Source organism: Lysinibacillus sp. GW821-FHT14F06 (assembly GCF_058803665.1).
On sequence record NZ_JBXAPF010000010.1, the window covers coordinates 103257 to 124869 of the forward strand.

A 21613-nucleotide genomic window follows, 5' to 3' on the forward strand; every position below is an offset into this window, starting at 1 on the left:
CTTTATTATCTTAATACCTTCTAGTATTATAAATTATCTGCTTTTGATTTATGGGCTCTTCAAACATATAATATTGATTGAGGTGGGATTATGTCAAAAATTCTAACAACACAACTAAGTGGATTATTACAAAGAATAATACAAAGTGAAGAGGACGCTATTGAAGAAACAGCTCGATTACTTGCACAAGCGGGGATCGGAGAAGGCAATGTCTATTTCGCTTGCTTTGGCGAGATGCAAGTGGTTGAACTAAATGCATGCCACGCTGTAGAACGTTTTACCAAGCTAGTACCTTGGACAAAGGATACTGTGCTTACAGAAGCTGATCGAGTATGTATTTTTACCCGTAGTGCAGAAGATAAGGACGCTATTGCTTTAGCACAACAGCTAAATGATTATTTTATTCCATTCGCAGCTGTTGCTTGTGAAGTAGCAGACTCTCAAAATTCATTGGCAGAATTAGCCTATACGTATATTTCAACACGTGTACGAGGTGGTTTATTACCAAATGATTTAGGTGAGCGTATCGTAATTCCACATGCTATGGCTGCCCTTTTTATCTATGAAGCAATAAAAATAGCTTATGATGAAATGCTTAATCTGGATGACGAAGAATTATAAAGAAGTAGTTATAAAATAGCCTTCAAAAAAAGAGTTGCCTCAGCATTTGAGACAACTCTTTTTGCGTTATTTAAAAGTTGCACCGATAAAATCTCGGAACAATGGTTGTGGACGATTTGGACGTGAAACAAGTTCAGGATGGAATTGACAAGCTACAAAGAAATTATGATCTGGTAACTCAATTATTTCCACTAACTTACCATCAGGACTTGTACCTGAGAAGACAAGACCTGCCGCTTCCATAGCTTCACGATACTCATTGTTAAATTCATAGCGGTGACGATGACGTTCATAAACAAGCTCTTTCCCATATGCATTCTTTGCTTTTGAGCCATCTTTTAACTTACATGGATATAAGCCTAAACGTAATGTACCACCAATATCAACATTATCATTTTGTTCTGGTAAGAAATCAATAATAGGATAATCTGTTTTTGCATCAAGCTCTGTAGAATGTGCACCCTTTAAGCCAAGTACGTTACGAGCAAATTCCACTGTTGCCAGTTGCATACCTAAGCAAATACCTAAAAACGGAATATTATTTTCTCGAGCATATTGTGTCGCTAAAATTTTACCTTCTACACCACGATCACCAAAGCCACCAGGCACTAAAATAGCGTCCGCTCCGTTTAATAGTGAAGCAACATTGTCAGCATCTACATGCTCAGCATTAATCCAGTCAATATCAATATCTGAATTAAATGCGTAGCCAGCGTGTTTTAATGCTTCTACAACAGAAATGTAAGCATCTTGTAGTTCAACATATTTACCTACTAATGCTACTTTACGTTTATTTGGTAAGCTTTTCACTTTCGTTACAAGCTCACGCCATTCCTCCATATCTGCCTCTGGTGCCTCGATGCCAAAATGGTCAAGAACGATATCATCGAAATCTTGCGCATGAAGATTCAATGGTACTTCATATAAATGTTCAGCATCACGAGATTCAATAATTTCATGTGGCTGTACATCACAGAATAAAGCCAATTTCTCTTTCATATCTTGAGGTACCTCTTGCTCTGTGCGCACAACGATAATGTTTGGTTGAATACCTAAAGAACGTAATTCTTTTACAGAATGTTGAGTTGGCTTTGTTTTTAGCTCACCTGCTGCTTTAATATAAGGAATAAGCGTACAATGTACATACAAGACATTGTTATGACCTAGGTTCGTTTTCATTTGGCGAATTGCCTCAAGGAATGGCAATGATTCGATATCCCCTACTGTTCCACCTACCTCTGTAATAACTACATCGGCATTTGTTTCGCGTCCAGCACGTTGAATACGATCTTTGATTTCATTTGTTATATGAGGAATTACTTGTACTGTACCACCATTGTAATCTCCGCGGCGTTCTTTTTGTAAAACAGACTGATAAACACGACCTGACGTTACAGTAGAATGTTTGCCAAGGTTAATATCAATGAATCGTTCATAGTGACCTAAGTCAAGGTCAGCCTCTGCGCCATCATCTGTTACGAAAACCTCACCATGTTGATAAGGACTCATTGTACCTGGGTCAATATTGATATAAGGGTCAAATTTTTGAATGGTTACTTCTAACCCACGATTTTTTAATAAACGACCTAAAGATGCCGCTACAATCCCTTTTCCAAGCGATGACACAACCCCACCTGTTACAAAAATATACTTTGTCATGAAAAAATTCCTCCTTATGATGTTCTAAAAATTGCAAGTAAGAAAAGTGCATATACGCCGTGTTAACAACTAAGTATCTTAGCGTAAATGTCTCGGTTAAGAAATACTTATACCTAAAAATAAGAAAAGCCGAGAATGCCTACAAAAAAGTGTAGTCAATTCGAAGCTTAATCGTTTCTATCTCTTTTCTACTTTCCTTTTAAAAATTAATTGCTAACATTTATTCAGTCACCGATTACTATACATCATGAAGTATTTGAAACATTTATATTCATGTCAGTAGTAATTTGGGAGTGTTTAACTGAATCAATTTCGCCTTGGCGTAATTGCGTCCGGCTTTTGAATTGTGCCGCACAATTCATTCCTTTGAAAATCCGTGACATCTGCCAGAGGCTTTGGGCCAACATGATGTTGGTCACTCAGGCGTTTTCACAGGAAGTGAAGTTCTTAGCCTGAGTTCCTCTATTTCAGTAGGTGTTTGGACACCCACTGAAAAGGAACCAATACCGCATTCATCTCACCACATGTAGAGGTGGGAGTCTTCTGTATCTGCCGCTATGCTTTCGATACAAAAATATTTGCTGAATGAAGATAAAGTTAACAACAAAAAAACGCTCCTCCTGCATAGGTTTGCAGGGGGAGCGTATTACATACACGGTCTTTCTCCTTTTTTAAGGAGCCCAAGTAAAAGATTAAACGTAACCGAGATAGAAGTCAAGAATTATTACCAAGGGCATAAAAGATAGAAAAATTAAATTTCTTCCTCTTCTTCGTCGAATTCCTCATCGTCATCTTCTTCGATAAAGTCCTCATCGATTTCTTCATCGATGTCCTCTATATCTTCATCGTCAAAATCAATGTCTTCTTTCGCTTCGTCTTCCTCAACATCGTCTTCCTCAACAAATTCCTCATAATCTTCATCAAAGTCAATGTCTTCTTCTTCTAAATCTAAATCTTCATCTAGATCTTCATCATCAAGGGTAGCTTTAGATTTTTTCTTATGAGTTTTCACAGAAGGAGCCGTTTCTTCCTCAATTTGCTCAACTTTAAACCATTCTCGTAGACCCCAACCTGTCTCTTGATTGTATAAGAAGCGACCATCTACATTCAGATCTGTGTAAAATTGTAGTAGGCGTGCTTTAATTTCTTCATTACTATAGCCTACAAGCTCCTGAATGATTGTTAGTAAGTCATTAAAAGACACTGAGGCACGTTTTTCATTTAAAATTACATAAGCTAAATTAATTAACGATTCTTCCGCTAATTGTTCCTTTGTCATTTCACGAAAATTCAATTCGTGCACTTCCTTTCTCTCATCACAATGGACGTTTTTATTGCTTTATTTTCGGAGCGCAGCAAAAAAAGACCGCACAAAAGTAACTTTCCATATCATAAGCATAATACCCATTATATACAAAGTTTTATCCTCTTTGCTAGCTTCAATTACTGTTTTTTATACCACGTATTTTTTTTATACCAAGGTAAAACAAATATACAGATAGAATTAGTAAAGGAACAGCGCCAATTTGCTTATTATACAGGAAAATAACTCCTAACACTAAAGCTAAAATAATGATGTAGTGAAAAGCTGATTTCATCCTCTACTGCGCCTCCCCTTTTTTTACAGTTCTATTATAACGAAAATAAAAAAAAGTGCCTAATCCTAAGACTAGACACCTAAAACTACAAAAGCATTTTGTATTAATATAGAATAAATGCTAATAAGTAAGAAGATATGCACATTTACAAATTACATATTACGGCGATATTGTCCGCCTACCTCATATAAAGCCTTCGTAATTTGTCCTAAACTTGCTACTTTTACTGTTTCCATTAGCTCTGCAAAAATATTACCGTTGTTAACAGCCACTTCCTGTAAGCGTGTAATTGCTGCTTCTGATTCACTTTCGTGCTGCTTCCAGAATCCCTGTAAATTATGGATTTGCGTCTCTTTTTCATCTTTCGACGCACGAGCAATCTCCATATTATCTATATCCGCATCAGAAGGTGGATTCGGATTCAAATATGTGTTAACACCGATAATCGGTAGCTCACCAGAATGTTTCAACATTTCATAGTACATGGATTCCTCTTGAATTTTACCACGTTGATATTGTGTTTCCATTGCACCTAGCACGCCACCACGATCATTTATGCGATCAAACTCTTCTAGAACAGCTTCTTCTACAAGATCTGTTAGCTCTTCCACGATAAATGCCCCTTGTAATGGGTTTTCATTTTTCGCTAAACCATGTTCTTTTGTAATAATCATCTGAATAGCCATCGCACGACGAACTGACTCTTCCGTAGGCGTTGTGATGGCCTCATCATAGGCATTTGTATGCAATGAATTACAGTTATCCTGTAATGCCATTAGTGCCTGTAACGTTGTACGAATATCATTAAAATCAATCTCCTGTGCATGCAAGCTACGTCCAGATGTTTGAATATGGTACTTTAATTTTTGTGCACGTTCATTAGCGTTATACTTATCACGCATTATAACTGCCCAAATGCGACGAGCAACACGTCCAATAACCGTGTACTCTGGATCAAGTCCATTCGAGAAGAAGAATGATAGGTTTGGTGCAAAATCATTAATATTCATACCACGACTTAAATAATACTCTACATACGTAAAGCCATTTGCCAATGTAAAGGCCAATTGCGAAATTGGATTTGCGCCAGCTTCAGCAATATGATATCCAGAAATTGATACTGAATAATAATTACGAACTTTATGGTCAATAAAGTATTGTTGAATATCTCCCATCATACGTAAGGCAAACTCTGTTGAGAAAATACATGTATTTTGCCCTTGATCTTCTTTTAAAATATCCGCTTGAACGGTTCCACGCACAACCTGTAATGTTTGCTCTCGTGTCTCTGTAAATTCTTCAACTGTCAAAGGTCGACTAAGTTCTTTCTCACGTAGTTTCACTTGTTGATCAATAGCCGTATTCATAAACATCGCTAAAATAATTGGTGCAGGACCATTAATTGTCATGGATACTGATGTTGACGGAGCACATAAATCAAAGCCCGCATAAAGCTTTTTCATATCCTCTAACGTACATATAGAGACACCTGATTCTCCAACCTTCCCATAAATATCTGGTCGATAATCTGGATCCTCACCATAGAGTGTTACTGAGTCAAATGCTGTAGATAAACGTTTTGCATCATCATCCTTCGATAGATAATGGAATCGTCTATTTGTTCGTTCTGGTGTTCCCTCACCCGCGAATTGTCGCTTCGGATCTTCCCCTTCACGTTTAAATTGGAATACCCCTGCTGTATATGGGAATTCCCCAGGTACATTTTCTTTATAAACCCAGCGTAGAATTTCACCATAGTCCTCAAATTTCGGCAAGGCAACCTTTGGAATTTTTGTTCCAGAAAGACTCGTCGTTTTTAATATTGTTCGAATTTCCTTATCTCGAACCTTCGTGACAAATTCATCTCCTGCATATGCTTCCTTTAGAGCCTGCCAATTATCTAAAATCCGTTTGGATTCTGCTGTTAATTCGTCTCTGACACCTTCTGCTAAAGAAGTGAGAGATGCGACAAGTGCATCATCAGGAGCCTTTTCTTTCACAGCAGCAATTGCACCCTCTAGCTGGAATAGCTGACGTGCAAACGCTACCTGCTGCTCTGATTTTTTATGATAGCCACGCACTGTATCTGTAATTTCTCTTAAATAATAGCGACGGTCATTCGGAATAATGACATCCTGCTTTTGCGTTTTCGCAAATTGCTCATACCCTGTTTCCCAATTGTAGCCTGTCTTTTCATTAATAATGTTAACAAGTGCAGCAAATAAAGCATTCGTACCTTTATCATTGAATTGGCTAGCAATCGTACCATAAACTGGCATTGTATCTAGTGATTCATGCCAAAGCTCTCGAGAACGTTGATATTGCTTCTGTACCTGACGTAGCGCATCCTCAGAGCCCTTACGTTCAAATTTATTGATAGCGATAACATCCGCAAAATCAATCATATCAATTTTCTCAAGCTGTGTTGGAGCACCAAACTCGCTTGTCATCACATACATGGATAGGTCCGTATATTTTGTAATTTCAGCATCCCCTTGACCGATACCGCTTGTTTCTACAATGATTAAATCATAGCCAGCTACACGAGCGACATCTAGCACATCTCCAATTGAAGCGGAAAGCTCCGTACGAGATCCACGAGTTGCTAAACTACGCATATATACTCGATTGTTAAAGATCGCATTCATACGTATTCGGTCACCTAGCAATGCGCCACCTGTTTTTTGCTTAGTTGGATCGACTGAAAGAATTGCTACACGTTTATCTGGGAATTCTTTTAAAAATCGACGAATTAACTCATCTGTCAGGGACGATTTCCCAGCACCACCAGTACCAGTAATACCTAAAACAGGTGTCCCTTTCGTGCGCTTACGAGCCTCTTCTATCATTTTTTTCGTTTCATCATCATCATTCGACTCAGCGGCAGTGATCAAATTCGCTAAAATCTCTGGTGTCTCTGTCGTTAACATTTCTAACTTTTCTAGATAGCTACCTGTTGCTGTAGGGAAATCAGTACCTTTAATTTGTTCATTGATCATCCCTTGCAAACCTAAAACACGTCCATCCTCTGGCGAGAAAATACCTGAAATCCCATAAGCATGTAGCTCCTTAATTTCACGCGGCAAAATAACACCGCCGCCACCACCATAAATTTTAATATGTGGGGCACCTTTTTCACGCAGTAAATCATACATATATTTAAAGTATTCCATATGGCCGCCTTGATAAGACGAGATGGCAACACCTTGCGCATCTTCTTGAATCGCAGCATTGACGACTTCTTCTACAGAGCGATTATGTCCTAAATGAATAACCTCTACCCCGCTAGATTGCAAAATACGTCGCATAATGTTGACCGAAGCATCATGCCCATCAAATAGACTCGATGCTGTAACAAAACGTACGTGATTTTTTGGACGATATACTTCTACCTTTGTCATATGAAACCCCTACTTTCTCCCCTTAATCAAATACACCTTTGTATTATGGGCACTCCTAGCCTGGAGCTGCCCTTTTGCAGTTCATAAAAAAGTCGGTAATTGCAATGTCGCTCTATGCAATTACCGACAACCCCTTAACAGAACCCCTTTATACCTGAAATAAACAATGTGATTTGCATGTCAATAAATTCATCAATCGAATGCTGACGATGCAGCGCCCATTTTCGGAACGCCCAGCTTTGCCCTGAGACAACTAAATTATTGGCTGCCAAATGGATTTGCTTATCGGTCATTGTTATTTCACCTGATTGAACACATCGCTTTAGTAATCGCTCAAACGTGGCAACCATCTCAAACTCCTTACTAAATACATAGCGCTGTGCTTCTTTTGATAATGATTTTGTTTCCTGATACATGATTGTCAGCTCATCAACCATGTGATCAATTTGCAAGAAATATTCTCGGATCATCTCTTTTAATTCTTCTATCGTCCCTGCTTTTATCTCATAACTTGAAAGTCGCTCCATAGCGTGATGATAAATACTATCACATACTAGGTAAAGAACATCCTCTTTAGTTCGGATATACTCATATAAAGTACCGATACTAAAGCCAGCAGCTTTTGCGATTTCTCTCGTCGTGGCACGATGAAAACCTTTTTCTTTAAATAATTTAATGGCTCCTTGTATCATTTGTTCCCGACGAATGGCGATGAGATTTTCATCTTTAACTGTTGACTGTACCTGGGGCCTTTTCTCTTTTTCTGTCATGTATTATTTTGTTAGCATACGCGAGATAACAAGACGTTGAATCTCTTGCGTGCCTTCATAGATTTGTGTAATTTTAGCATCACGCATAAAGCGCTCAACTGGGTAATCTTTCGTATAACCATATCCGCCAAAAATTTGAACAGCCTCAGTCGTTACACTCATCGCCGTATCGCCAGCCATTAATTTCGCCATTGCAGATGCTTTACCATATGGTAGACTATTTGATTCTAACCAAGCCGCTTGGTATGTAAGCAGTCGAGATGCTTCGATTTGAGTAGCCATATCTGCTAGTTTGAAAGACACACCTTGATTGGCTGTTATCGGTTTACCAAATTGCACACGCTCTTTTGCATACTCAACCGCTGCATCCAATGCTCCTTGTGCAATCCCTACAGCCTGAGCTGCAATACCGTTACGTCCACCATCAAGTGTTGTCATTGCCACTTTAAAGCCTTCTCCCTCAGCCCCAAGCAAATTTTCTTTTGGAACACGACAGTTATCAAAAATAATTTCAGTTGTCGGAGATGAACGAATCCCTAATTTTTTCTCCTTTTTCCCTACTGAGAAGCCTTCAAATCCAGCCTCAACGATAAAAGCGGATGTGCTATTCTTAGCTTCAGGATCTGTGACAGCAAATACAACATATGTATCTGCTACTCCACCATTTGTAATGAAAATTTTCGAGCCGTTTAATATATAATCATCACCATCACGTTTTGCATAGGTTTTCATGCCACCAGCATCTGAACCTGACCCTGGCTCTGTTAAGCCATATGCCCCAATATGTTTACCTTCAGCCATTGGACGAAGATACTTTTGCTTTTGTTCTTCATTACCAAATTTATAAATTGGCCAGCCTGCCAGTGACGTATGGGCTGATAACGTTACCCCTGTTGAAGCACAGACACGTGATAATTCTTCTACAGCAATAACATACGCAAGATAATCGAAGCCTGCCCCACCATATTCCTCCGGCCATGGAATACCAGTTAAACCAAGCTCCGCCATTTTATCAAAAATTGCGCGATCAAACTCTTCGTTCTCGTCACGCTCCGCTGCTGTTGGTGCCACTTCATTAATAGCAAAATCACGAATCATTTCGCGTAATTGTTCATGCTCTTCTGTTAATTGAAAGTTCATTGTCCATTTCCCCTTTTTAGTTAGACTCTATTATTGCTAAACTATTGATTTCTAAGTGGTTACGCTTCTTTGATGATTGCTCTTTGACTTTGTGCATTCTAGTAGCGATTGGAATCTCGGCACGACATGGGTTATTAGCTTATTGGGCTGAGCAGTTTCCTTGGCTGCCCGAGCAGTTTTCGGGTTCATCTGAGCAATTTCTTTGGCTACCCGAGCGGTTCTCTGCCTCAGCCGAGCATTTCCTATGGCTACCCGAGCGTTTCCATGCCTTACCCGAGCAATTTCCTTGGCTACCTGAGTGGTTCTCCTCCCAACCTGAGCGGTTCCCCACATCACCTGAGCCAAATATCAACTTTGCAACATAAAATAGGACTTTATTTCAGTAAATGTTTACTAATAACTAACCGTTGAATTTCACTTGTACCTTCATAGATTTCTGTTACCTTTGCATCCCGGAAATAACGCTCTACTGGATAATCTTCCGTGTAGCCATAGCCACCAAAAATTTGGACAGCCTCTATTGCGGTTTGGACAGCTGTGCGTGAGGCAAATAGTTTCGCCATCGACGCTTCTGCTCCACACGGTAAACCCTTCGAACGCAAATCAGCAGCTCGATAGACTAATAATTTTGCTGATTCTACAGTTGTGGCCATATCCGCTAGCTTAAAGCCAACTCCTTGCTGTGCAACAATCGGTTTACCAAATTGAACACGCTCTTTTGCATATGCCGTAGCTGCCTCAAGAGCTGCTTCCGCAATCCCTAAAGCCTGTGCTGCAATTCCAATTCTTCCAACATCTAAGTTAGCCATTGCAATTTTAAAGCCTTCTCCCTCTTTCCCAAGTAGGTTTTCGGCTGGTACACGGCAATTATCGAATGTGAGCTGAACTGTACGTGAGCCATGTAAGCCCATTTTCTGTTCATCTTTACCGATAATTAAGCCTGGCGTTCCCTTCTCAACTATAAACGCAGAAATGCCGCGTGTTTTTTCAGCAGGGTTCGTCGATGCGAATACAATATACACATCAGCCTCTCCACCATTTGTTATAAATACTTTGGAGCCGTTAATGACATACTCATCGCCATCTTGCACTGCCTTTGATTGTAACGAGCCAGCGTCTGAGCCAGCACTTGGTTCTGTTAAACAGAATGCTCCTAAATATTCACCTGCTGCAAGCTTTGGAACATAGCGTTTCTTTTGCTCTTCATTTCCAAAATAAATAATTGGATTGGTGCCTACTGAAGTATGAACGGATAAAATAACGCCCATTACTGCACTCACCTTCGATAGTTCGTTAATAGCAATTATGTACGATGTAAAATCCATCGCTGCCCCGCCCAACTCTTCTGGCGTTGTGATTCCCATTAATCCAAGTTCACCCATTTGTGCAAGAAGCTCACGTGGAAACTCTCCTGCTTCCATGCGCTCTACCCATGGTTCAATTTTTTCCTGTGCAAAATCTCGAACCATATCTCGCATCATTATTTGTTCATCTGTAAACTGTAAATGCATCTATATTGTCACCCCTCTAAGTTGTCCCGCAACATTACATTTTCTTGAAATGGTCCCATCCCCATAGGATTATTCATAAACGTAAAAGCCTCTTCCTGATTTCTTTCCTAGCCAGCCCGCTGCCACATATTTACGAAGCAGTGGACAAGGTCTATACTTACTATCACCTAAGCCCTCATGTAAAATCTCCATGATGTAGAGACATGTATCAAGGCCAATAAAGTCTGCCAGCGTTAATGGTCCCATCGGATGATTCATACCAAGCTTCATCACATCATCGATTGCTTCCTTAGTTGCTACACCCTCATACAATGCATAAATTGCTTCGTTAATCATAGGGAGTAAAATACGATTTGAAATAAAGCCTGGGAAATCATTTACTTCCACTGGTGTTTTGGATACTTTTACTGTCATGTCTTCCACTGCTTTATAGACTTCATCACTCGTTGCTAATCCTCTAATGATTTCCACTAGCTTCATAACAGGAACAGGATTCATAAAATGCATCCCAATTACTTGCTCTGGACGATTAGTAACAGCTGCGATTTCTGTAATTGGAAGTGAAGATGTATTCGTAGCTAAAATAGCATGTGCTGGTGCAATTTGATCAATTTGCTTAAAAATAGATTGCTTCACTTCCATATTTTCTACAGCAGCCTCGATGATAATATCTACATCACTAGCATCCTGTAAATCTAGTGACATCACGATACGACCTAATATAGCCGCTTTCTCTTCTTCTGTTTTACGACCTTTTTCTACATCGCGTGATAAATTTTTCGTAATAACTCCTAGACCACGTTCGAAAAACTCTTGCTTCATATCATTCAATTTGACCTCATAGCCTGCCTGTGCACAAACTTGTGCAATGCCAGAGCCCATTTGTCCTGCACCAATGACCATTACCTTTTGGATACCCATCATTCATGTCCCCCTGTTTTCGGTACTTCAATCATAATTGCATCTCCTTGCCCACCACCTGAACAAATCGCTGCAATTCCGATGCCACCGCCACGACGCTTTAATTCCTGCGCAAGCGTTAAAATAATACGTGCTCCAGATGCACCTATTGGATGACCTAGCGCTACTGCTCCACCATTCACATTGACCTTTTCAGCATCTAAATCCGCTAGCTGTTTGCTAACTAACGCTACTGCAGCAAAGGCCTCATTGATTTCAATTAAATCAATGTCCGTTAATGATTTCCCTGTATTTTCCAGCAATTTATTAATCACCAGACCAGGTGTTTGCGGGAAGTTCGCTGGCTCAATGGCAAGTTCTTCATGACCAATGATTATTGCTAGTGGCTCTCTGCCTTCACGTGCTGCACGTTCTTCGCTCATGACTACTAGTGCACATGCACCATCATTTACCCCAGGTGCGTTACCCGCTGTAATAGTTCCATCCTTATCAAAGGCTGGTCTAAGCTTCGCAAGTACCTCCAAGGACGTACCCGCTCTTGGTGCCTCATCTGTATCAACTAGAAGTGGCTCTCCCTTACGTTGTGGGATTTCTACAGGCACAATTTCTTCAGCAAAATAACCTTTTTCAATTGCTGACAGTGCGCGCTCATGACTGCGAACAGACCAATCATCCTGCTCCTCACGGCTTAATGAAAACTCTTTGGCTGTTGAATTGCCGTAGCTTCCCATATGCGGTCTTGCCTTATCGAAAGCACATGTTAAACCATCATATAACATTCCATCCACCATTGTTGAATCACCCATACGTAACCCTGTTCGACCATTTTGTAGATAGTACGGTGCATTGGACATTGATTCCATACCACCAGCGATAATCACTTCTTCATCCCCTAAACGAATAAGCTGATCTGCTAGTGTGACAGCACGCATTCCTGAAGCACAAACTTTGTTAATCGTTTCTGTTTTTACAGCTTTCGGTAAGTCTGCTTTAATCGCAGCCTGTCTAGAAGGAATTTGGCCCTGTCCCCCTTGTAAAACGGAGCCTAAAATCACTTCATTCACAGCATCTGGTGAAATATTCGCTCTCTCTAGTGCGCCCCTTATGGCAATAGCACCTAAATCACTTGCACTTAATGCTGAAAGTGAACCTCCAAACTTCCCAAATGCCGTCCTTGCTCCTGCTAAAATAACAGCTCTATTCAAGTAAAACACCCCTTTTGTTTTACGTACTCTATGAATTATCAGAGCACCGTTGTTGACTGAACGCTCGCTCGGTTTTTCTCTATGAAAAATGGGAGTTTAAAGCCTCACTCCCATTTCCATTTAATCTTATTCTACAAAACAATTATTTATTGTGCAATTTATATTTTTCAGATAACTAAAATATTTCTACAATAGCCATCATTTCTCTGCGTTAATTTCTACATTCTTGTCTTGTTCGACATTGTCTACAGAAGCCACTACCTCTTCAAGCATCTCATCTGCAGCTTCTTCAGCAGGGTTTTCAACAGCTTTTCCTTTTTCACCAAAGACAGACCGCTCTAATAGTTCTGCAACGTCGAATGTTCCAATTGTATCCTCAACCTCTTTTGCCTTTGTACCATCTTCTAGCATCGTTAAGCAGTATGGACAGCCTGATGAAATAACAGATGCATTCGTTGCTAAAGCCTGCTCTGTACGTGCAACATTAATACGGTTACCAACATGTTCTTCCATCCACATTAAGCCACCACCCGCACCACAGCACATAGCCGTTTCGCGATTACGTTCCATTTCTACAAGCTTCACGCCTGGAATACCTCGTAGTATCTCACGCGGTGCATCATAAACATCGTTATAACGACCTAAGTAACAAGAATCATGGAAGACAATTGTTTCATGAACTTCATAATTCAACGCAAGTCGATTTTCCTCAATCAGCTGATTTAACAGCTCTGTGTGATGATATACTTCACCCTTCCAGCCAAAGTCTTGATATTCGTTTTTGAAGATATTGTAAGCATGAGGATCGATTGTCACAATTTTCTTCACATCGTTTTTCTCAAACTCATCAATATTCGCTGTCGCAAGCTCTTGGAATAAAAATTCATTTCCTAAACGACGAGGTGTATCTCCTGAATTTTTCTCTTTATTTCCTAAAATCGCAAATTTCACGCCTGCCTCATTTAATAGGCGACAGAAGGCTAAGGCAATTTTTTGTGAGCGGTTATCAAATGCCCCCATTGAGCCTACCCATAATAAATATTCCATTTCCTCGCCAGATTTTTTCAGCTCTTTGACTGTTGGAATGTGGATTGTTGGATCAAGGTCACGCCAATTTTCTTTTTCTTTACGGTTTAAGCCCCAAGGATTTCCTTGACGCTCGATATTTGTCATCGCACGTTGTGCATCTGGATTTACTTTCCCTTCTGTCATTGTTAAATAACGACGAAGGTCAATAATTTTATCGACATGTTCATTCATAACTGGACATTGATCCTCACAGTTACGACAAGTCGTACATGCCCATATCTCTTCTTCCGTAATCACTTCACCGATTAAAGATGGACTATAAATATCTTCAATTACCGCACCCTCGGCACCAGACGCCATTGCTAACTGATTTCCTTTGGTATTAGCAAAGAATTGATAAGGTACCCACGGCTTTTGCTTTGTCACCACTGCACCTGTAAATGTTAAATGGTCACGAAGCTTCACGATTAAATCCATCGGTGATAGCATTTTACCTGTTCCTGTTGCAGGACACATATTTGTACAGCGCCCACATTCTACACAGGAATATAAATCTAGCATTTGCTTTTGCGTAAAGTCCTGAATGCGTCCAACCCCAATAGATGGCATCTCATCTTCACTGTCAGCATTTTCTCCAGCTTCCTCTAATGCTTCAAAGTCGATCGGTGTTAGCGTTCCTACACGATCTAGACGATTCATATAAACATTAAGTGGACTAACAATTAAGTGGAAGTGCTTGGATTGCGGTACATACACTAGGAATGTTAATAAAATTAATAAGTGTGCCCACCACATCACATAGAATATAGCTGCAGCTGCTGTTTCTGGTAGGAAACTAAAAATAGCAGCAATACTAGAAGCAACTGGTTCTGTATATGTTAATTCCTCACCATGCCAAATTAACCCCATACCATTAGCGATTAATGTTGATATCATTAAGCCGCCAATGAAAATTAATACAAGACCGTTTTTCCAGCCTCGTTTTAGACGTACTAGCTTTTCTACATAACGACGATAAAACGCCCAGACAACTGCTACTAAAATCATTAAGACCACAAGCTCTTGGAAGAACGTAAAGACACCATAGAAAATGCCCAGCGGCAAATGTGATTCAGGTACTAATCCCTTCCAAATTAAATCAATGGCTCCTAGCTGCACCATTAAAAATCCATAGAAGAACATTACGTGAATTAATCCACTCTTTGGATCTTTCAGAAGTTTATTTTGGCCAAATACATTGACCATAATATAACGAATTCGTTCTTTTACACTTTCATCAAACTCAACCTTTTTCCCCAATTGCACAAACTTATAGCGTGTTTTTAACAGATAGAAAAACAATCCTACTGCATAAAGCACAACCACGACTGTTAAAACAATGTTTGCAATTAATAATGGACTCATGGTTGGTCCCCCCTTTAGTTTGTCGTAATTTTCTCTCTTTGTGGTAAATTTGCTAGCTCATACTTAAATGTACGTCATTCCATCATTATATTCCTATTCTAATAAATGAGTGAGCATTCAGTCAACATAAAACGGAAATATTTCTGATAATTTTATATTCTTACACTTTCCAAGAAAAAAAGCCACCCTGAATTTTTTCAAAGTAGCCATTTTTCATTTTCTTTACAATAATTTTACCTTAGTTTTTAAATACATTACCGCTTCGAATATACTCAATATCAGAAACCTTCAGTCTAAAATTCACAACTCGTGCAGCAGCAAATAAATAATCAGATAGTCGGTTTAAATACTTTTGGACAATTGTCGGTACATCCTGAATCTCCTTCATGAGGGTTACCATTTGGCGTTCTGCTCGACGTGCAACTGTACGGGCAATGTGTAAGGTTGCAGCGGCTGGAGCACCCCCAGGTAAAATAAAACGCTGTAAAGGCGGTGCTTCATCTGATAAAGCATCTATTCGAGATTCCAGGACTTCAATCGGTTGCTCCGTAAGCTTATAATGACGCTCCTTCATAACATTTGCAAGGTCCCCTCCTGCATCAAAAAGCTCATGCTGAATTGCTTCTAAGTCAATAAGAATATCCTTAAAAAGCTCACGATCCAATTCACTCACGGCCTTGCCAATAAATGAATTTAATTCATCAATAGCCCCGTAAGTTTCCACTCGTAAGCTATCCTTGTCAACACGTCCACCAATAAGACTTGTTTTGCCTGTATCCCCTGTTTTCGTGTAAAGCTTCATCTCTCTCATCTCCTATCATCCAGTTTTATAATTTTTAATGGCTTGCACAGTTGTCGCAAAAACACCTTTACCAATGATTTTCCCTACCTCTGTAATCGGTCCACCATATAGCATTTCTTCACCTTTTTGTGTAGCAGCAATCAACAAACTATCTGTAGCAGTCCCTGTTGCAATGGTTCCACTAAGCTCATCGCGAATATCTTCTGACTGAAGTGCCTTGGTTTTTGCCTCATTCGCAGTCATCATTGCTTGGAAAAAAGCTTCCTCCGATAGACTTCCATTGATAATAACCCATGTATTTATAGTACCAATATATGGTTCAATCTGTCGTTCATGTGCCCGAGAAACATCCACAGCATTGCCCACACCAGCAGTAACGGCAACGAGCACACTGCCAAAGGATGCCGTATATTCATTAATCGCTACTAGCCTTGATGGAACAGCTGTTAACATAACAACCGTACTCGTTGAAGAAAAATTCTCCCTTTGTAAAAATGATGCGACCTCTCGCTTTACATCACTTATGACATACTCCCCTGGAACTGAGCGATTTAAAAGACAATCATACCAGCCAATCCCTGGGTTATGAACAGCAGAGGAAACAGTTTTTAAAGGAAAATCAGATTTTAACTGAATATAATGTTCAGTAACCGTAAAATTTTCTCTGCTAATATGTGCACGTTGCAGATGTTCAACCGATGCTGGCATCATTGTTATTTGCGGTTTTGGAATTTCAGGGTGCGCATAGGTCGCTACCCTCGCCTGATAGACATCTTCAATTTGAGAAGCCATCAATACTTCATGGGGTACCCCGAATGCACGCATCTGCCCCGATTCCATTAATAATAATTCGTCGCAATAAAGAGAAGCTAAGTTCATATCATGTAACACCATAATAACGGTTAATCCGCATTCTACCGCTTCTTTCCGTACCATATCTAATATTTGTCGCTGATGTGCAATATCTAAATGATTGGTTGGTTCATCTAGCAATAATATTTCTGCTGTCTGCGCTAAAGCTTGGGCTACAAAAACTCGTTGCTGCTCACCACCCGATAAAAATTCCATGGATGTCTGCTCATAGCGTGTCACACCTGTTTGTGCCATTGCATGTTGTACTGCTTGTTCATCTTTATCCGACCAGCTGGAAAAGAACCCTGATTGATGTGGATATCTTCCAAGTGATACAGCCTCTCGTACACTGTTTGAGAAAGCATTCGCATGTAATTGTGGAAGAACGGCCATTTTTTTTGCCAAAGCACGAGCATTGTAAGAACTAATATTTTTGCCATCTACTTTTATAGTACCTGCCTTAGCTGGTAATATGCCGCTAATTACTTTTAACAGTGTAGATTTCCCACTACCATTTGGACCTAAAATCCCTAATATTTTTCCCTTTTCCACTGAAAAACTGATATCTTTGACGATTGGTACGTCATCATAGCCACCTGATAGATGTTCAACGACAATCATGCCCGTACCCCCTTGCTTCTTCGCTGCTTATAAAAAATATAGGAAAAGACAGGTGCCCCAATAAATGCAGTAATCACACCAATCGGCAGCTCTCTCGGCATAATAATTATTCTTGCAATTAAGTCACAAATAATAAGCAATGTCGCACCATTTAAAAAGGATAATGGTAATAAATGACGGTGGTCTGAGCCCCAAATCATTCTTGTCATATGGGGTACGACTAATCCAACGAAACCAATCGTTCCTGAAACAGCTACTGCTGCTCCTGTCAGCATGGATCCACCTACTAAAATTAAATACTTACTACGTTTCACATTAACACCTAAGTGCTTTGCACGTTCCTCCCCATATAACAGCACATTTAATTCCCTTCTTTGGGTCCAAAGCATCAATGAACCTACAATCACAAATGGGATAATCATTTGCACAAAAGGCCAGCCCCTCATCGATACAGAACCAAGTAGCCATCCTATCACTTGCCTCAACTCCTCGCCAGATAAGGCAATCATCAAGGAAATAAGTGAGCCTAAAAATGAGCTAAAGATGACCCCAGTTAAAATTAGCGTTTCCATTTTCAATGAACGATCTACTATTCTTGCAAAGCTCATGACTGCTATCATCGTTAATACTGCTCCAAGCATACTGAAGGTTGGCAATGCATAAAGGCCAACTACTGGAATTGAAATACCAAAAAATATTGTCATTACAGCACCAACTGATGCACCTGAAGAAACACCTAACGTATAAGGATCTGCTAAAGGGTTTTTTAACAAGCCCTGAAAAGCAGCCCCTGCAATGGCAAGTGATGCGCCCACAAGCCCTGCTAGGAGAACTCGTGGTAGGCGTATTTTCCAAAAAATATTGGCAGCCGTTTCATCAGCTGCTTTATTCCACAATACTTCTAGCGGAATATGAACGGAGCCTATTGTTACACCACACCAGATGCTAATGATAAGAAGTGTAACGGCGGTTACATAGGCTACGACTATTTTACTCACTCAAATGCCTCAGGGTAGATAGCTTTCGCTAATTCTTCAAGTCCCTCTCCTAAACGAGGTCCTTGACGACTTGTTGTATTCTCATCTACCTGAACAATGGCTTTATTTTTCACAGCAGTAATTGTGTCAAAACCAGCACGCTGTGGAATTTTTGTTAAAATATCTGGTACATAATGATATTTCACCACGATGACATCTGGATTTTTTGCAATAATTTGTTCGGAACTGATTTCATACCAGCCTGCTGTATCTGCCGCAACATTTTCGGCATGAATCATATTTAACATTTCATTCATAAATGTATCTTTACCAGCTGTAAATATATGTGGTTCATCAGATGTTTCTACAAAAACTTTCTTTGGCTTTACATCCTCAAGTTTTGCAAGAACCTCGTCTACTTTTACCTTCATATCTTTAATGATTTTTTCGGCCTCAGGTAATTTCCCAGTTGCACGACCTAGTTGTTCAATTGTTGTGTAAGTTTCGTTAAAGTCCTTCGCATCTGTTACCACAAAAACCTTTAAACCGGCAGACTCAAGCTGTTCAATAGCTCCCGCTGAAAGTGTCATACTCGATTTGTGAGCAAACACAATATCTGGCTTTAAGGCAATAATTTGCTCATTATTATATTCCATGCCGCCAACTTTTTGCTTTTCAGCTGCCTCTGCAGGATAATCATCATTATCGGTAACACCAATTATTTCATTGTTTAAGCCAAGAGCAAATAAAATCTCTGTGTTACTTGGAATAAGAGAAACTATTTTCTCAGGTGGTGCTTCCAGCGTAATATCCTTGCCAACAGCATCCGTTATCGTCATTGGGAATGTTGCTTTGTCTACCTGTGATGTTTCTTGTTGCTCAGAAGATGTCGGCTTTTCATTTTTTGCCCCTTCCCCACAGGCAGCAAGCAAGCCAATTGCCAAAAATGCGGACAATCCTAATTTCCAAAATTTCTTCATGTAAATCCTCCTAGTTTATCGATGCATATATTGTAACAACTTGTTTTGCTGATGGATTAGTAACCGACGAATTTTGTAAGTTTATCGCACTTTTTTTCAAATTTATCGCTATCTCCTATACAAAACAAATACCCCTCATCCAAAGTGAGGGGTAATAATGCACAAATATACGCAAAATCCACCACCCTATCCTCGTAGGTTGAAATGTGTTTCTATAAAGGCAGGTCTCCTGGCTCGTGCTCCATACGTTTCTTCAAGCCTTCCCGAAAGAAATTTCAGTGGCGTACATTGAAAAAACTAGCACATACAGTGGCGGGACCGCATCGGAATTTCACCGATTTCCCTTTTCACTTTACATAAGTAAAGAACCTTTATAATATTCAGTTGATTTTATTATACATGAAAACAAAAGAAGTCGCCTACCAATCTAGACGACTTCCCCTTTATTATTTATTAAATGATATCTGTAAAATACTGGACTGTTTTCATTGGTGCACCTAGTTCTCTTAATGCCCAAGTATGCTCTAAAAATATATCTGCCAGCTTTTCATATTTACCACCGAATTTGTGTGCCCATTCAACTGCTACAACACTTTCATACATATGCGCCATTTTTTCTGCTACTGCTTTTGCTTCGAATGTTTTTGTTGCTTCATCCAAAGAGCTAAATGAATGCAATGTCGATTTCAAATGAACTAATTGTTCCACTACTAATTGGACTAGAGTACTATCAGCCAACTTAGCTAAGCGTTCCTCCATAACACGTACAAACAACTCATGTGCTTGGAATTTATCTACTAAACGAATCAGCTCTAATGCCAATATATTAGCAGTTCCTTCCCACACCGTAAGCACCTGTGCATCTCTTAGTAAGCGAGGTGTCACAAAGTCTTCAATATAGCCATTTCCGCCATGTAATTCAATCACTTCACTCGCATATTTCACCGCTTGCTCAGCTGTTTCCTTTTTCATAATAGCAATATTTAAACGGTTCATGATCATATCCTCATGACTGCCCTGACCACTTGTCACTTTATCATATAGCTGAATAAGATCAAAAACTGTTGCTACTTCTACATGAAGCTTTGACGCTAATTTTCCTAGTGTGTCCTGAATCATTGGGTATTGCGTTAAAGGCTTACCAAAGGCATAACGATTTGTTACATAATGCTTTGCCTCTAAAAAGCCGCGTCGCGTAATACCTATAGAAGCCACGGCATTACATATCCTTGATAGATTAAGTGCCTCTAGCATATAATAAATTCCTTTATTCGGCTCACCTACAATATAGGCAAGTGCACCTTCAAATTCTACTTCACCAGAGGGTACTGCCTTCACACCGAGCTTATCCTTTAAACGGCGAATATGAAGGTTATTCACAGTACCATCCTCCGCTCGCCAAGGAACTGCAAATAATGTTAGCCCTTTAGAGCCAGCAGAAGCCCCCTCGAGTCGAGCCAATACCATCGCTACACCGCACATTCCTACATTGGATGCAAAATATTTCTCACCATATAAACGGAATTGCTCGTCTTCCTGTCTTGCCTCTACAACATTTGCCCCAACATCTGAGCCACCTTGTCGTTCTGTTAAAAAGGTTGCTCCCTCATAGAGCTCAGTATCGCCTGTTGCACAAACATGTGGTAAAAAGCGTTCCCTCACCTCATCATTCGCATAATGATCGAGTAAATAAGCTGTAGCCATTGTTAATGTAACAGGACAATAAAAGCCAGGCTCAGCATGGGATAATAAATACCCTTGGGCAAAGCTATAAACATAGTTCCCCTTTCTTCCTAGCTGTGGAATATTCTTGTGCACGTAGCCCACAATCCCGGTATTGTACGTCTCTTCAATCGTTTTTTTATAACCATCATTGACCCAAATCTCTGAAACCTCTTCACCATAGGCATTATAACGCTGTAATCGAGGCTCACCCTCTCTATCCGTATGCTTCGCTCTTCTATCAATATCTCCAGCACAAAGCTCTCCAAAATCTGTTAGCTCGCGCGTGGCATATTCTGCAAATTCTTTATCAAGCATCATTTCTAAAATACTATGGAGCGTATCATTATCTTTAAAAAAATTCGTTGTTTTCACTTCTTCCTGCTGTAACACTTTCATC

General features: G+C 39.8%; 16 protein-coding genes and 1 riboswitch. Of the genes, 2 read left to right on the forward strand and 14 right to left on the reverse strand.

Translation table 11 applies throughout. The features are described 5' to 3' along the window. Positions 1 to 90 precede the first annotated feature (90 nt). Positions 91 to 621, forward strand: coding sequence for a DUF2529 family protein (locus AC1RNS_RS11550; RefSeq protein ID WP_492992750.1), 531 nt, complete (start codon positions 91 to 93; stop codon positions 619 to 621). Between the two features lie 66 nt (positions 622 to 687). Here AC1RNS_RS11550 and pyrG read toward each other — a convergent pair whose 3' ends face one another. The 5 genes from pyrG to AC1RNS_RS11575 all read right to left on the reverse strand — a co-directional run bounded on the left by pyrG (position 688) and on the right by AC1RNS_RS11575 (position 9189). Further along, complete coding sequence (gene pyrG / locus AC1RNS_RS11555; protein WP_492992752.1) at positions 688 to 2280, reverse strand: CTP synthase; 1593 nt, start codon at positions 2278 to 2280, stop codon at positions 688 to 690. A gap of 751 nt (positions 2281 to 3031) precedes the next feature. Then, positions 3032 to 3574 (reverse strand): DNA-directed RNA polymerase subunit delta, encoded by a 543-nt coding sequence (gene rpoE / locus AC1RNS_RS11560; protein ID WP_492992754.1) that lies wholly within the window; start codon positions 3572 to 3574, stop codon positions 3032 to 3034. A gap of 456 nt (positions 3575 to 4030) precedes the next feature. Next, the gene (gene icmF, locus AC1RNS_RS11565) at positions 4031 to 7279 is read right to left on the reverse strand and encodes a fused isobutyryl-CoA mutase/GTPase IcmF (RefSeq protein WP_492992756.1); all 3249 of its coding nucleotides are present in this window, start codon (positions 7277 to 7279) and stop codon (positions 4031 to 4033) included. 134 nt (positions 7280 to 7413) lie between these two features. Then, positions 7414 to 8049, reverse strand: coding sequence for a TetR/AcrR family transcriptional regulator (locus AC1RNS_RS11570; RefSeq protein WP_054770255.1), 636 nt, complete (start codon positions 8047 to 8049; stop codon positions 7414 to 7416). A 3-nt stretch (positions 8050 to 8052) separates the two neighbouring features. After that, entirely contained in the window at positions 8053 to 9189 is a 1137-nt protein-coding gene (locus AC1RNS_RS11575) for an acyl-CoA dehydrogenase (RefSeq protein WP_492992758.1), read from the reverse strand. A gap of 83 nt (positions 9190 to 9272) precedes the next feature. Here AC1RNS_RS11575 and AC1RNS_RS11580 point away from each other — a divergent pair, with 83 nt between their 5' ends. Next, positions 9273 to 9554, forward strand: coding sequence for a hypothetical protein (locus AC1RNS_RS11580; RefSeq protein ID WP_492992760.1), 282 nt, complete (start codon positions 9273 to 9275; stop codon positions 9552 to 9554). A gap of 9 nt (positions 9555 to 9563) precedes the next feature. Here the strand turns inward: AC1RNS_RS11580 and AC1RNS_RS11585 are convergent, their stop codons facing one another. The 9 genes from AC1RNS_RS11585 to AC1RNS_RS11625 all read right to left on the reverse strand — a co-directional run bounded on the left by AC1RNS_RS11585 (position 9564) and on the right by AC1RNS_RS11625 (position 21612). After that, entirely contained in the window at positions 9564 to 10700 is a 1137-nt protein-coding gene (locus tag AC1RNS_RS11585) for an acyl-CoA dehydrogenase (RefSeq protein WP_492992761.1), read from the reverse strand. A 69-nt stretch (positions 10701 to 10769) separates the two neighbouring features. Further along, on the reverse strand, positions 10770 to 11621 hold the full coding sequence (locus tag AC1RNS_RS11590) for a 3-hydroxybutyryl-CoA dehydrogenase (RefSeq protein ID WP_427539835.1): 852 nt from the start codon (positions 11619 to 11621) through the stop codon (positions 10770 to 10772). Beyond that, complete coding sequence (locus AC1RNS_RS11595) at positions 11621 to 12826, reverse strand: acetyl-CoA C-acetyltransferase (RefSeq protein ID WP_492992763.1); 1206 nt, start codon at positions 12824 to 12826, stop codon at positions 11621 to 11623. The genes AC1RNS_RS11590 and AC1RNS_RS11595 overlap by 1 nt, the downstream gene beginning before the upstream one ends. Positions 12827 to 13024: 198 nt before the next feature. After that, entirely contained in the window at positions 13025 to 15259 is a 2235-nt protein-coding gene (locus tag AC1RNS_RS11600; RefSeq protein WP_492992764.1) for a (Fe-S)-binding protein, read from the reverse strand. 238 nt (positions 15260 to 15497) lie between these two features. Beyond that, positions 15498 to 16061, reverse strand: coding sequence for a cob(I)yrinic acid a,c-diamide adenosyltransferase (locus AC1RNS_RS11605; RefSeq protein ID WP_492992766.1), 564 nt, complete (start codon positions 16059 to 16061; stop codon positions 15498 to 15500). A gap of 15 nt (positions 16062 to 16076) precedes the next feature. Then, positions 16077 to 17534, reverse strand: coding sequence for an adenosylcobinamide amidohydrolase (locus AC1RNS_RS11610; RefSeq protein WP_492992768.1), 1458 nt, complete (start codon positions 17532 to 17534; stop codon positions 16077 to 16079). Then, positions 17531 to 18532 carry a FecCD family ABC transporter permease gene (locus AC1RNS_RS11615; RefSeq protein ID WP_492992770.1) on the reverse strand — a complete coding sequence of 334 codons (1002 nt, stop codon included), beginning with the start codon at positions 18530 to 18532 and terminating at the stop codon, positions 17531 to 17533. Before AC1RNS_RS11615 ends, AC1RNS_RS11610 begins: the two co-directional genes overlap by 4 nt. Then, positions 18529 to 19491 carry an ABC transporter substrate-binding protein gene (locus tag AC1RNS_RS11620; protein ID WP_492992772.1) on the reverse strand — a complete coding sequence of 321 codons (963 nt, stop codon included), beginning with the start codon at positions 19489 to 19491 and terminating at the stop codon, positions 18529 to 18531. Before AC1RNS_RS11620 ends, AC1RNS_RS11615 begins: the two co-directional genes overlap by 4 nt. Before the next feature lie 202 nt (positions 19492 to 19693). Further along, a riboswitch (cobalamin riboswitch) is annotated at positions 19694 to 19879 on the reverse strand. 65 nt (positions 19880 to 19944) lie between these two features. Further along, positions 19945 to 21612, reverse strand: coding sequence for an acyl-CoA dehydrogenase family protein (locus AC1RNS_RS11625; RefSeq protein ID WP_492992817.1), 1668 nt, complete (start codon positions 21610 to 21612; stop codon positions 19945 to 19947). Position 21613 lies beyond the last annotated feature (1 nt).

What these genes read in the sequence shown, in the direction of transcription:
- AC1RNS_RS11610 (WP_492992768.1), bottom strand. Translation starts at nt 17,534, where the DNA reads ATGATTGTCGTTGAACATCTATCAGGTGGCTATGATGACGTACCAATC.
- AC1RNS_RS11625 (WP_492992817.1), bottom strand. Translation starts at nt 21,612, where the DNA reads ATGAAAGTGTTACAGCAGGAAGAAGTGAAAACAACGAATTTTTTTAAA.
- AC1RNS_RS11600 (WP_492992764.1), bottom strand. Translation starts at nt 15,259, where the DNA reads ATGAGTCCATTATTAATTGCAAACATTGTTTTAACAGTCGTGGTTGTG.
- AC1RNS_RS11575 (WP_492992758.1), bottom strand. Translation starts at nt 9,189, where the DNA reads ATGAACTTTCAATTAACAGAAGAGCATGAACAATTACGCGAAATGATT.
- AC1RNS_RS11620 (WP_492992772.1), bottom strand. Translation starts at nt 19,491, where the DNA reads ATGAAGAAATTTTGGAAATTAGGATTGTCCGCATTTTTGGCAATTGGC.
- AC1RNS_RS11590 (WP_427539835.1), bottom strand. Translation starts at nt 11,621, where the DNA reads ATGGGTATCCAAAAGGTAATGGTCATTGGTGCAGGACAAATGGGCTCT.
- AC1RNS_RS11605 (WP_492992766.1), bottom strand. Translation starts at nt 16,061, where the DNA reads ATGAAGCTTTACACGAAAACAGGGGATACAGGCAAAACAAGTCTTATT.
- pyrG (WP_492992752.1), bottom strand. Translation starts at nt 2,280, where the DNA reads ATGACAAAGTATATTTTTGTAACAGGTGGGGTTGTGTCATCGCTTGGA.
- AC1RNS_RS11585 (WP_492992761.1), bottom strand. Translation starts at nt 10,700, where the DNA reads ATGCATTTACAGTTTACAGATGAACAAATAATGATGCGAGATATGGTT.
- icmF (WP_492992756.1), bottom strand. Translation starts at nt 7,279, where the DNA reads ATGACAAAGGTAGAAGTATATCGTCCAAAAAATCACGTACGTTTTGTT.
- AC1RNS_RS11570 (WP_054770255.1), bottom strand. Translation starts at nt 8,049, where the DNA reads ATGACAGAAAAAGAGAAAAGGCCCCAGGTACAGTCAACAGTTAAAGAT.
- AC1RNS_RS11550 (WP_492992750.1), top strand. Translation starts at nt 91, where the DNA reads ATGTCAAAAATTCTAACAACACAACTAAGTGGATTATTACAAAGAATA.